The sequence below is a fragment of the Acinetobacter sp. 228 genome, from assembly GCF_048147885.1.
The window spans coordinates 37,629-49,218 of sequence record NZ_JAYWYV010000011.1 but is presented as its reverse complement, the minus strand read 5'-3'; the positions used below and the strand labels follow the sequence as shown (position 1 = coordinate 49,218).

Genomic DNA, 11,590 nt, shown 5'->3' with positions numbered 1-11,590 from the left:
TTATGTTTATTCCCTGAAAATATGCATAAGTCGTACCAGTTACGGAGGCTACAGCGAAGACATCCGGAACGCTGCCTTTCAGCGATGAAATGCGTTATAATTATCCACCTTTTCATTTATACACCCGAGTTATATGGCGTATCGTCAACAAAGTGTATCGCTTGATCTTGATACTGACGTCACACATCAATGCATGCTGCACTACAGCCGCGATCAGCATCTGATTGGAATTATTGAATTCAGCAAGCCAAGCTTCCTGCTTCGCTGGCAGGATCTGGAATATTTCCGTCGTCGTACCGAGGAATTTTCCGTGATGCCTTTTCCGGACTGTGTCAATGCAATGATTATCGATATTCGAGATGTAACGGCATGGCTAGATAATGAAGTGCCGATTATTCCGTGGCGCTTACTGGAAGAAGACTGTCCAGTGCGTCTGGTAGTGCCTGCAGACCGTATTGAGCACTATGCAGGATTCTTTGAACCGACCTGGCTCAGCCCCGATGTCGAAACCGCCATTCAGGAAATCCGTGAATCCATGGATATGTTTGTACATTAAGCTTGAAACAAAAAACCTCCGCAATGGAGGTTTTTTATGACTTATTGTTTTTTCGTCTTTTGAAACTCAGCCTCATCCCTATTTGCATCTTGTCCCTGATCCAACAGGTTTTCTTTTTAAGTCAGTAACATTTCAGCAATAAATTCAGCTTGAGTCCTGCTGGAATTATCCACTAAGATGAATATAAACGAGCATTTAGACTTTATAGCAATAATCTTAATACAGTCTCAGCATAAAAATAGGCTCGATCATAATAATGGAAAAATGGAGTTTCACGATGAAATTAAAATCTCAATTCGCTACCTTGCTGTGTGCCACCCCGCTGATCTTGGGACTGAGTGCCTGTAGTGATAATCAGGCGCCAAATACTCAGCAAAGCGGCGAGAAGGCTTCCGGCACACTCAATAAAATCAAACAGTCCGGCACCATTGTTTTAGGTTATCGCGACTCCTCGATTCCATTTTCCTATATTGCCGACAACCCGAATCAACCCGTCGGCTATGCGCATGATCTGCAACTAAAAGTGGTCGAAGCCGTCAAACAGAATCTGAACATGCCTGATCTAAAAATCCGTTATAACCTGGTAACCAGCCAGAACCGGATTCCTCTGGTTTCCAATGGTACGGTTGATCTGGAATGTGGATCGACAACTAACAACAAAGAACGTCAGCAACAGGTCGATTTCTCAGTCGGCTTCTTTGAAGTGGGTTCCCGCCTGTTAACCGCAACCGATTCCGGAATCAAGGACTTTAGCGATCTTAAAGGTAAAAAGGTCGTCACCACTGCCGGCACCACATCTGAACGTTATATCCGCCAGCACGAAAAAGAACTGGGTATTGGTGAAATTATTTCTGCCAAAGATCATGCAGAATCCTTTTTAATGCTGCAAAATGGCCGGGCTGCAGCCTTCATGATGGATGACATTCTGCTGGCCGGAGAAAAATCCAAGGCTAAAAATCCGGAGAAGTGGCACATTGTTGGCACTGCCCCGATTCATGAAATTTATGGCTGTATGCTGCGTAAGGGTGACCCCGAGTTTAAGCAGGTTGTGGATGATGCTATTAAAGCCACGTATAGCTCCGGTGAAATCAACAATATGTATAAAAAATGGTTCCAGTCGCCTATTCCACCTAAGAATATCAACTTGAACTATGCCATGTCTGATGCGTTAAAAAATTTGATCAGCAACCCGCATGACCGTGATCAATAAGCATTGAATCTTATCCACCTTACTTAAGCCTAATATGTTTAAGGATCTTTGTTGGAGTTGCGATGAATTATAGCTGGAATTGGGGTGTCTTATTGCAACCGACCGGGATTGGGGATACCACCTATCTGAACTGGATCATGACGGGTATCGGCTGGTTGGCTGTGATTGCGATTGTCGCCTGGTCAATTGCTATGCTGCTGGGTAGCCTCTTAGGCATCATGCGGACCTTACCCAGTCCTACAGCTCGGGCTATTGGAACGGCCTATGTGACCATTTTCCGTAATGTGCCTTTACTGATCCAGTTATTTATCTGGTTTTATGTGGTGCCCAACTTTCTGCCCAGCTATATTCATAACTGGTGGATCAATGATTTAGGCGCCAATACCACGGCACTAATTTCTGCCAGTATCGGCTTGGGGCTGTTTACCGCAGCGCGGGTTTGCGAACAGGTACGTACCGGGATTGAAGCTATTCCAAGCGGACAGGTCAATGCCGGCTATGCCATGGGTTTTAGCACTGCACAATTATATCGCTATGTGATCTTACCGCAGTCTTTCCGTTTGATTTTGCCACCGCTCAGTTCTGAACTGACCAACTGCGTCAAGAATACCTCGGTGGCTTCATTGGTCGGGGTTGCAGAAATCATTTCCCAGATGAAAACCATCAGTGAATACACCCAGAATACCATCGAGATTTACACCTACGTCACCCTGATTTTTATCCTGATTAATGTCTGCTTAATCAGTTTCATGAATTTTCTGGAAAAGCGCTTTCAGGTACCTGGACTAATTGCAGGAGTGAAATAATGGAAGGGTTCACTGCATTTTTTCAGGATTTACAGCTTTCCGCACCAGCACTCTGGCATGGTTTCAGTATCACTTTAAAAGTTGTATGTTTTGCCACGGTTGGCGGGATTCTGATTGGTACCTTGCTTGCTTTGATGCGGCTGTCATCAATCCGGGTATTGAAATGGCTTGCCAAAGGCTATGTGAATCTGTTTCGCTCCATTCCCCTGCTGCTGGTGCTGATGTGGTTCTATTTTGCTGTGCCCTTTATCTATACCGGGCTGACTGGCAAATACCTGACTATGGATACAGCCCTGGTATCCAGTATTGTCGCCTTTATGCTGTTTGAAGCCGCCTATTTTTCGGAAATTGTCCGTGCCGGGATTCAGTCCATTCCGAAGGGTCAAACCGATGCTGCCTCTGCACTGGGGATGAGTTATGGCCAGTCCATGCGACTGATTGTTCTGCCTCAAGCCTTTCGCAAGATGACACCGCTGTTATTACAACAGACTATTATTCTGTTTCAGGACTCGACCATGGTCTATGCCATTGGCCTGCTGGACTTTTTCCGTACCAGCTATGTCCGGGGGGACCTGATGTCTTTACTGACCCAATATATTCTTTTTGCCGGCTTGGTGTATTTCACCGTTAGCCTGATTGCCACGTATATCGTGAAAAAATTACAGCGGAGGTTAACTGTATGAACGAAGCCAAAGTCATGATTGACCTCCAGCATGTCAGTAAATGGTATAAAGATTTTCAAGTACTGACTGACTGCACGACGCAGATCCGGCAAGGTGAAGTTGTCGTTGTCTGCGGTCCTTCAGGCTCAGGAAAATCCACCCTGATTAAAACCGTCAATGGCCTAGAACCTATCCAGCAAGGCAATATTCTGGTCGATGGGATTAAAATTAATGATCCGAAAACCAATTTGAATAAATTACGCAGTCGCGTCGGCATGGTCTTCCAACATTTTGAATTGTTCCCGCATCTCAGCATTACCGAGAACCTGAGCATTGCCCAGATCAAGGTATTGGGCCGTTCTGAAGCCGAAGCCAAACAGAAAGGTCTTGCCTATCTGGATCGTGTCGGCCTAAGTGCGCAAGCCAATAAATATCCGGCACAACTTTCTGGAGGACAGCAGCAACGTGTTGCGATTGCCCGTGCACTGAGTATGGATCCGATTGCCATGTTATTTGATGAACCAACTTCTGCACTTGATCCTGAGATGATTAATGAAGTGCTCGATGTCATGGTCGGACTGGCCCAAGAAGGTATGACCATGATGTGTGTTACGCATGAAATGGGCTTTGCCCGACAAGTCGCAAATAGGGTAATCTTTATGGATCAAGGTAAAATTGTGGAAGATTGCAGTAAGGACGATTTCTTCAATACCCCGCGTGGTGAGCGTGCCCAGCAATTCCTGAACAAGATTCTACATTAAGGTTTATTCGTCATCTTTCATCTCAAAAGCTCCTTCAATTTTCAGAAGGAGCTTTGAGTCTAAGCTTTTTGCTTACCAGTAATTTTCTACTGCAATATTTCCTTCACCACGGCGGTTCATGGTTAGGCCACGGGCCTTTAAAGCTTCTTTGGTGTCGTTCACCATCTCCGGATTACCGCAAAGCATGACATGGGTCGTTTCCGGATTAAACGTTAAACCCGCTACCTTTTCCAGTTCACCATTGGCAATCAGGACCGGCAAACGGTCGTGCAAAGGTGCATCAGGTTCACGGGTAATCACCGGGATAAATTTAAAACCGCTATGCCCTTCGCCAAAGGTCTGGGCAATTTCCTGAATCCGCTCTATATAAGCAAGTTCATCCCGGGTGCGTACACTATAAACCAGATTGATCTTTTCGTATTTGCTCCAGGTTTCAAAGTCTTGCAACATGCAGATAAATGGTGCCAGACCCGTCCCAGTACCCATTAGCCACAGGTCTTTCGGTAAAGGCAACTGATAACGTGCCAGAGTCAGATAGCCATAAGAAATTTTTTCCAGAAACAGCTCATCCCCGACTTTGAGATGCTGTAAATTGGAAGTAAATTTACCTTCGGGCACGACTACCGAGAAAAACTCCAGGATTTCATCAAAAGGTGATGAAACCACTGAATAGGCACGAACTACCAGTTCATCTCCCACCTGCAGGCCAATACGCGCAAACTGTCCGGCCGTAAACTTGAAATGTGCCGGGCGCGTCATCGTAAAACTAAATAATGTATTGGTCCAACGATGTACAGATAAAACTTTTTCTTGGGTAAATTTTTCAATTGACATGATTTCAACGTGGCATGAAAGACTGTGCTCATGGTAGCATGGCAGCATAATTTATTAATATTTTTTAAATGTTAAGGCTCTACTCATGCGCATGACTTTACGCCAATTGGCTGTTTTTGTAGCAGTGGCACAAGAGGGTACCGTAACGAAGGCTAGCGATGCCGTCAAGCTTACACAAAGTGCGGCTAGTATGGCGTTAGCAGATCTGGAAGATGGTCTGGGTGCTCCACTATTTGACCGTCTGGGCAAACGCTTACAGCTGAATGATCTAGGGCGCTTTCTTCTCCCTCAAGCCCTGGAAATTTTAGGTCGTTGTGAATCGTTTGAACAAGTCGCCAAAGGCGAGCTGCAAAGTATCGATTTACGTTTAGGCGCAACTCTGACGATTTCAGATTATCTGATTCCTGACCTGATGGCCGATTTCCTGAAAATTCAGCCGCAAACCCATTTACAGCTTCAGGTTGGCAATACCCGTCAAATGATTGAAGCGGTAAATCAGTTCCAGCTGGATCTTGCCCTGATCGAAGGCTCCTGTCATCTTCCGCAGTTACAATGTATCCATTGGCGTGATGATGAGCTGGCTGTATGCTGTGCACCGGATCATCCCCTTGCACAATTGAACCGTGAGCTGACCGCTGAAGACTTCAAATCTGTGGAATGGATTTTGCGTGAAGAAGGTTCAGGTACCCGTGAAGTGTTTGACAATGCCATTTTAAAAGATGTGCCGGATGCCAGCATTCGTCTCACTCTCGGTCATAATGAAGCCATCTTGAAAATTGTAGCAGGTGGAATCGGCATGTCCTGTATTTCCAAACTTGCGATTGAACCATTACGTGAAAAAGGTCAATTGGTGATTCTGGATACCCCGTTCTGGTCGTTGACTCGTCCGCTGTTCATGCTGGTGCATCGCCAGAAATATCAGGGCCCAGGGCTAAAAGCCTTTATGAATTTTTGTGAAAGCTAACAATAAAAAAAGCACCTGAAGGTGCTTTTTTTTATGACTCATTAAAACTGACTTTCACATGGAATACCATCGCCGTCGCCATCCATTTTAGTATTTGCGCAGTTACGAATAAAAAATAATGCTTCCTCATAAGAACTCATCTGACTACAGTGTTCTCGACCATCGCATTTAAATTGAGAAACAGATGGCGAAGTCATTTCTGAAGTTTTCAGATTGACGGAGTTGACTTGACTTCGTAGATCAGTCCCGTGATTTTCCAAGTTCTTCCGGCCCTGCTCCGATAATCCTTGTATTGGCAGATCGCCTTGCGCTGCTCGCTGCTCAGCGACAATTCGTTGCTGCTCTAATATCAATTCTTCCAGCTTTTGCTGTTTTTGAATTTGGTAGCTTTGGTATTGGTTATAAACAAGACCAGCAAGGGTCAAAATAACAAACAGCCCTGATAGTGTAATTATTTTTGATGTAGTCGATGATTTTGCCTTTTCATAATGTGGGGAAGTATGTATTTCAGGATCTTCATACTGATCATCATTCTGCTCAACAGCTACCTTTGATTTAATATCCAGTCGAACAATATGGTCTGACTTAAACTTTCCATTATCTTCTACAATCAGAAACTTTAATTTTTCCCCAATTCTTGGTGGAATATTTTTATTAGGAAAGTCTGTGACATGAAAAAATAAATCTTTAGATTGCCCTTCGATCTGAATAAAACCAAAACCACGCTCTTCGTGAAAAGTTTTAATTTTCCCCTCTTGAAACATAATTCACTCTTATCTTTAATATTTTTAATAATTGTAATGAAAAAGAGACTATAAAGCTTTCTTGATTTTTTTGATGCTGAAACAAAAAAGCACCGCAAGGTGCCTGTTAAAATTGAAGAATAGATAAATTCCAAGTTAAAAATAGAAAATAGGCACTCTCTAGCGTAACTTTAAACTTCACCAAAAATCATAAAACCAACAGCTGATACCAATGCCAGCCATAATGTTGGACTAAAGAAAATTGAATTGTGTAGCGGAACAGACACTGTTGGTGCCAAGGACTGTAAGGCAACAATATCTGGCACAAACTCATCCTGCACTTTAATATCAAGGCGCACCATATTGTCCAGTTTCATCTGACCTTGGTCGACAATGACTCTAAATTTAAGTCGCTCTCCGATTTGTGGTTCAATTTCAGGCGAAGGTAAATCCTGTAGCTTAAAACCTAATTCTTTAGCTTCTCCTGTGATCTCCAGAATACCTAAAGCACCTTCGCAATCATAAGCTTTAATTTTTCCATCCTTAAACATGACATTTATCTCTATTAATCAACAAATGTATTTTAATTGAGGAGAAATAGGGAGGATTGTAGAGCTTTGGTGGAAATTTTATTGTTTGCGTAAAGAAAAGCAGGCTTTAGGTTACAAAGCCTGCTTTAAACCTACCACTGACAAATTCTTATATAAATAAAGAGGCACGAATGCCTCTTTATTTAGCCCTACCCATCGCAGACTAGCGCTTAAGGTTTGATAATAATGCAGAAGTAATTGACTGGTTATGTGCAGCAACCTTAGATTTTTTAGCTTTCTTTGATTTGTCTTCGACACGTTCAATCTTGATCGCTTTATATTTGTCGCCATTTTCAACCACATTAAATTTCACGCGTTCATTGCGTTTTGGTTCCCCTTCTGCTGCAGGGAAGTCTGAAATATGGAAGAAGACATCTCCTTCAGTGCAGCCAATAAAACCGAAACCTTTGGCAGAATCATACTTCTTGATTTTGCCCTGATACAATTCATCTTTCATGCTGTTGTCCTATTCTGAAAATGCCTTTTCTACATTATATAAAAAAGAGGCTGTAGTAGCCCCTTTTTTCATTCTATTCAAAAATTAGTCTTTTTGAACTGAACCGAAGATTTTATCGCCAGCATCGCCAAGACCCGGAACGATATAACCATTTTCATTTAAACCGCTGTCAATGGATGCAGTAAACATAATGACATCCGGGTGTGCAGCTTCTACACGTTTAATCCCTTCCGGCGCAGCCACCAGAACCATCACACGAATGTCTTTACAACCGCTGGCTTTCAGCACGTCAATTGCCGCTACAAGAGAAGAACCTGTCGCCAACATTGGATCAATGATCATTGCGATACGGTTTTGTACGTCTGGAACCAGTTTTTTATAGTAAGTACGTGCTTCCAGAGTTTCTTCATCACGCTCTAAACCAAGTACAGATACTTTTGCGCTTGGGATCAGGTTAAGGAAACCATCGAGCATGCCAATACCGGCCCGTAGAATCGGCACAACCGTGATTTTTTTACCGGCAATACGATCAACCGTTACAGCCCCATTCCAGCCGTTAATGTCGTGTTCAACCATTGGCAGGTCTTTGGTCGCTTCATAAGTCAGAAGCATCGTCACTTCTTGAGCTAACTCACGGAAGTTCTTGGTACTGATATCTGCACGACGGAGTAAACCAAGTTTATGTCGGATGAGCGGATGACGGATTTCATGGATTGCCACGGGAGAACACCTAAAAGGTTAAAGATAAATTTCCGCTATTATAAAGGCATTTATTCGTTTGTATAAATAAAAAAGCCCCCAATCATGGAGGCTTTTTTTGTAATAACATTAATCTTTGCAGATATTAGTTAAAACCACTTTGTACCAGAGTAAAAATGAACTGCTGTAATTCAGGTGACATTGCAAAGAACGCATACTTAGATACTGCAATCACTGGATCTGGGTAGACACCAATCACAAGTACCGCAAGCGCAGCAAGAAGCACCATAATACCGCCAACTTTTTGACCCCAATGATTCACCGCATCTAGACGTGGTGTTTCAGGCGGTGTCATATAAAGTACAACCATTACACGCAGATAATAATACAAACCGATACCAGAGCCCAAGATAACCATTGCACTCAGGAACCATGCTTCGCCTGCAACTGCAGTTTTAATCACCAGGAATTTACCGATAAAACCGGCAGTTAAAGGAATACCTGCAAGAGACAACATCATGACGGTTAATACAGCAGTCAATACCGGACGGCGCCAGAACAGACCACGGTATTCAGCCAGACTACCCGCTTCGTCAGTATTGTTATACGGACTAGACATCAGTGTCACGACACCGAACGCACCAATCGTCGTTAACACATAGGTAATCACGTAGACGTTTACACTTTCAAAAGTCGCAAAACCTTGAACCTGCAAGAAATCGGTATTACGCGAAGTAACGATGGCAACCAGCAAATAACCAAAGTGTGCAATTGAAGAGTATGCCAGGATACGTTTCAAGTTCACCTGACGAACCGCCAGCAAGTTACCTGCAAGGATAGACAGAACTGCAATAATCGAAATGATAGTGACGAAGCTGTCCGCCAGGATTAGGCCTGAAGACAAAGCATAACGAACAAACAGACCAATCATTGCCACTTTCGCTACTGTCGCAAGGAAAGTCGCGATTGGTGCTGGCGCACCCGCGTATACGTCTGGTGTCCATTTGTGGAATGGTGCCAGCGATAATTTAAATGCCACAGCAAATACAATTAATGCCAGACCAATCACGACAGCCGGTTGGCTGAATGCAGTAAACAGCTTGCCCGGTTCTGCAACGAAACTTAAGCTGCCGGTATAAGCATAAACATAGGCCATACCCATCAACAGCATTGCAGATGCCGTTGCTGAAAGCACCAGATATTTCACACCTGCTTCAAGCGATTGAGAACGTTGATGTGTATATGCCAACAAGCCGTATACAGGGATCGACATCAATTCAAGGCTGATAAAGAATGATGCATAGTGCGAGCTTGCTACCATCAGCATGGCACCCGCAACGGATATCAGCATCAAGATATACAGCTCTTCACGGTTATCTTTATAAGTTTCGATGTAGGCATGTGACAGAGTGCTACATGCAAGTGCAGCAATCAGGATCACAAACTGGTACAGCATCGTAAACGGATCTACGAGGAACAGATTCATCACATTGGCAGGTGCAAATACGCCCGCCAGCAAAACGAAAATGATATAAATCGCAGCAAGGTTTAAACCAATCACTGTGGTTGTAGCCACCAGATTATGGTTACGCTTGATTGCGGTCAGCAACATCACGACGATCGCAGTTAACGACACGATCATCACAGGTGCTAGAGGCATAAGCTCAGAAAAAGACATTGTGAAGTTCATGGCTTATTGGATCTCCACATTTTCAAGTTGAGTCGTTACTTGATTAGTAACTTCAACCACTTCTTGAACTGGAATGTAGCTATTCGCTAACCACGCCATGCTTGAGTTTGAAATATCAAGGAAGCTTTGTGGATATAGACCAAGCCAAAGTAGACCAAACGCACAGATCAGCAATAATACAGTTTCACGTGCATTTAGATCTTTTAACGGATTTGTATAGTGCTGCTTTTGTGCTTCACTTGGTACACCAAACAGGGATTTGTGAATCAGGATCAGACCGTACAGACCCGCAAACACCAAGCTGATCGCAGCAAGAATGGTAAACGCCGGGAATTGTGCATAAGCACCCATCAGGATCAGGAACTCACCAATGAAGTTACCTAGACCCGGAATACCCACCAATGCCGCAACGAAGAACATCAGGAAGAATGCAAGATACGGGAACTGACCACGCATACCACCCATCAAACGCATATCACGCGTATGCACACGCTCGTATACCTGACCGCACATAATGAACAGTGCAGCAGATGAAATACCATGTGCCAACATCATGATCATCAAACCCTGGAAGGTCAGGATGTTACCTGCATAGATTGCAAGTAAAACGAAGCCCATGTGTGAAATAGAGGTATAAGCCAACAGGCGTTTCATGTCTGTTTGCTGGAAAGCACACCAAGCACCGTAGAAGATACCAATTAAACCCAGGATGATCGCGAAGTCTGCAAACTGTGCAGATGCTGCCGGGAAGAATGGAATCACAAAACGAAGCAGGCCGTATGCAGCTGTCTTAATCAAGATACCTGCAAGATCGACAGAACCCGCTGTTGGTGCTTGTGCATGTGCATCTGGTAACCAGCCGTGTAATGGGAAAACTGGAAGTTTTACCGCAAAACCGATGAATAAACAGATCATGAATGCATAAGCAACTGCTGGAGCCTGAGCATCAAGCGTATTCGCCACACCTAATAAATAGTTGTAGTCGAAACGGATTTCGCCAGTCAGGGTGTAGCCTACTGTGACCAGACCCAGGATACCAATCAGCATCACCAGACCTGCGACCTGCGTGTAGATGAAGAACTTGGTTGCTGCATATACGCGTGACTTGCCTGCTGCCCCTTTATGACCCCAAAGGGCAATCAGGAAGTAGATTGGCACCAGCATCATCTCCCAGAAGAAGAAGAACAGGAACAGGTCAATCGCGAGGAATACACCAATTACACCACCCAAAGACCATAACAGGTTGAGGTGGAAGAAACCCACATTCTTTTGAATCTCACCCCATGAACAGCCGACTGCCAAAACACCTAGAAGTGCAGTCAAACCAACCATAAGAAGTGATAAACCATCCACTGCAAGGTGAATGTTAATGCCCAGAGTTTGAATCCAAGGCAGTTTGAATTCGGCAGCCCACGAAGGTGTAGCACCGCCTAATTCATAGTTATAAGTACCAGTCTGCCAAAGGACGATAGTCAAGACCAACGTCACCAGCATACCGATCAACGCGATATAACGCGGCAAGTGCTGGTCGAGTTTATCGACCAACCAGCATATGAAACCTGCAATGAACGGAATGAGGATCAGAGCCGGCAAAATAATATTGTTTGGAGCTTCCATT

At 44.0% G+C, this 11,590-nt stretch carries 13 protein-coding genes; 6 read left to right on the top strand and 7 right to left on the bottom strand.

Annotation, left to right across the window (positions count from 1 at the left end):
• Positions 1–133 precede the first annotated feature (133 nt).
• From VXQ92_RS09920 to VXQ92_RS09900, 5 genes are all read left to right on the top strand, one after another.
• Entirely contained in the window at positions 134–556 is a 423-nt protein-coding gene (locus tag VXQ92_RS09920) for a hypothetical protein (RefSeq protein ID WP_005247880.1), read from the top strand.
• 277 nt (positions 557–833) lie between these two features.
• Positions 834–1,766, top strand: a complete 933-nt coding sequence (locus VXQ92_RS09915; protein WP_416681307.1) for a transporter substrate-binding domain-containing protein — start codon at positions 834–836, stop codon at positions 1,764–1,766.
• 62 nt (positions 1,767–1,828) lie between these two features.
• Positions 1,829–2,572 carry an amino acid ABC transporter permease gene (locus tag VXQ92_RS09910; RefSeq protein ID WP_064096445.1) on the top strand — a complete coding sequence of 248 codons (744 nt, stop codon included), beginning with the start codon at positions 1,829–1,831 and terminating at the stop codon, positions 2,570–2,572.
• Positions 2,572–3,255 (top strand): ABC transporter permease subunit, encoded by a 684-nt coding sequence (locus tag VXQ92_RS09905; RefSeq protein WP_064096446.1) that lies wholly within the window; start codon positions 2,572–2,574, stop codon positions 3,253–3,255. The genes VXQ92_RS09910 and VXQ92_RS09905 overlap by 1 nt, the downstream gene beginning before the upstream one ends.
• A 14-nt stretch (positions 3,256–3,269) precedes the next feature.
• Positions 3,270–3,995 carry an amino acid ABC transporter ATP-binding protein gene (locus VXQ92_RS09900; RefSeq protein ID WP_171254964.1) on the top strand — a complete coding sequence of 242 codons (726 nt, stop codon included), beginning with the start codon at positions 3,270–3,272 and terminating at the stop codon, positions 3,993–3,995.
• Between the two features lie 72 nt (positions 3,996–4,067).
• Here VXQ92_RS09900 and VXQ92_RS09895 read toward each other — a convergent pair whose 3' ends face one another.
• Entirely contained in the window at positions 4,068–4,829 is a 762-nt protein-coding gene (locus tag VXQ92_RS09895) for a ferredoxin--NADP reductase (protein WP_064096448.1), read from the bottom strand.
• A gap of 85 nt (positions 4,830–4,914) precedes the next feature.
• Here VXQ92_RS09895 and gigC point away from each other — a divergent pair, with 85 nt between their 5' ends.
• Positions 4,915–5,793, top strand: coding sequence for a LysR family transcriptional regulator GigC (gene gigC / locus VXQ92_RS09890; protein WP_064096449.1), 879 nt, complete (start codon positions 4,915–4,917; stop codon positions 5,791–5,793).
• 41 nt (positions 5,794–5,834) lie between these two features.
• Here the strand turns inward: gigC and VXQ92_RS09885 are convergent, their stop codons facing one another.
• The 6 genes from VXQ92_RS09885 to nuoM all read right to left on the bottom strand — a co-directional run bounded on the left by VXQ92_RS09885 (position 5,835) and on the right by nuoM (position 11,589).
• Positions 5,835–6,557 carry a cold shock domain-containing protein gene (locus tag VXQ92_RS09885; protein ID WP_416681304.1) on the bottom strand — a complete coding sequence of 241 codons (723 nt, stop codon included), beginning with the start codon at positions 6,555–6,557 and terminating at the stop codon, positions 5,835–5,837.
• A 170-nt stretch (positions 6,558–6,727) separates the two neighbouring features.
• On the bottom strand, positions 6,728–7,087 hold the full coding sequence (locus VXQ92_RS09880) for a hypothetical protein (RefSeq protein WP_416681301.1): 360 nt from the start codon (positions 7,085–7,087) through the stop codon (positions 6,728–6,730).
• A 202-nt stretch (positions 7,088–7,289) separates the two neighbouring features.
• A complete protein-coding gene (locus tag VXQ92_RS09875; protein WP_064096452.1) occupies positions 7,290–7,583 on the bottom strand; it encodes a cold-shock protein in 294 nt (97 codons plus the stop codon).
• Between the two features lie 84 nt (positions 7,584–7,667).
• Complete coding sequence (gene upp, locus VXQ92_RS09870; protein ID WP_064096453.1) at positions 7,668–8,303, bottom strand: uracil phosphoribosyltransferase; 636 nt, start codon at positions 8,301–8,303, stop codon at positions 7,668–7,670.
• Between the two features lie 124 nt (positions 8,304–8,427).
• On the bottom strand, positions 8,428–9,972 hold the full coding sequence (gene nuoN / locus VXQ92_RS09865; RefSeq protein ID WP_064096454.1) for an NADH-quinone oxidoreductase subunit NuoN: 1,545 nt from the start codon (positions 9,970–9,972) through the stop codon (positions 8,428–8,430).
• A gap of 3 nt (positions 9,973–9,975) precedes the next feature.
• Positions 9,976–11,589: an NADH-quinone oxidoreductase subunit M gene (gene nuoM, locus VXQ92_RS09860; protein WP_144724026.1), complete on the bottom strand. Its 1,614-nt coding sequence runs from the start codon at positions 11,587–11,589 to the stop codon at positions 9,976–9,978.
• Between the last annotated feature and the right edge of the window lies 1 nt (position 11,590).

Bases quoted from the DNA above. Each gene is read 5' to 3' on its own strand.
- VXQ92_RS09920 (WP_005247880.1), top strand. From the start codon at position 134: ATGGCGTATCGTCAACAAAGTGTATCGCTTGATCTTGATACTGACGTC.
- VXQ92_RS09915 (WP_416681307.1), top strand. From the start codon at position 834: ATGAAATTAAAATCTCAATTCGCTACCTTGCTGTGTGCCACCCCGCTG.
- VXQ92_RS09910 (WP_064096445.1), top strand. From the start codon at position 1,829: ATGAATTATAGCTGGAATTGGGGTGTCTTATTGCAACCGACCGGGATT.
- VXQ92_RS09905 (WP_064096446.1), top strand. From the start codon at position 2,572: ATGGAAGGGTTCACTGCATTTTTTCAGGATTTACAGCTTTCCGCACCA.
- VXQ92_RS09900 (WP_171254964.1), top strand. From the start codon at position 3,270: ATGATTGACCTCCAGCATGTCAGTAAATGGTATAAAGATTTTCAAGTA.
- VXQ92_RS09895 (WP_064096448.1), bottom strand. From the start codon at position 4,829: ATGTCAATTGAAAAATTTACCCAAGAAAAAGTTTTATCTGTACATCGT.
- gigC (WP_064096449.1), top strand. From the start codon at position 4,915: ATGCGCATGACTTTACGCCAATTGGCTGTTTTTGTAGCAGTGGCACAA.
- VXQ92_RS09885 (WP_416681304.1), bottom strand. From the start codon at position 6,557: ATGTTTCAAGAGGGGAAAATTAAAACTTTTCACGAAGAGCGTGGTTTT.
- VXQ92_RS09880 (WP_416681301.1), bottom strand. From the start codon at position 7,087: ATGTTTAAGGATGGAAAAATTAAAGCTTATGATTGCGAAGGTGCTTTA.
- VXQ92_RS09875 (WP_064096452.1), bottom strand. From the start codon at position 7,583: ATGAAAGATGAATTGTATCAGGGCAAAATCAAGAAGTATGATTCTGCC.
- nuoN (WP_064096454.1), bottom strand. From the start codon at position 9,972: ATGAACTTCACAATGTCTTTTTCTGAGCTTATGCCTCTAGCACCTGTG.
- nuoM (WP_144724026.1), bottom strand. From the start codon at position 11,589: ATGGAAGCTCCAAACAATATTATTTTGCCGGCTCTGATCCTCATTCCG.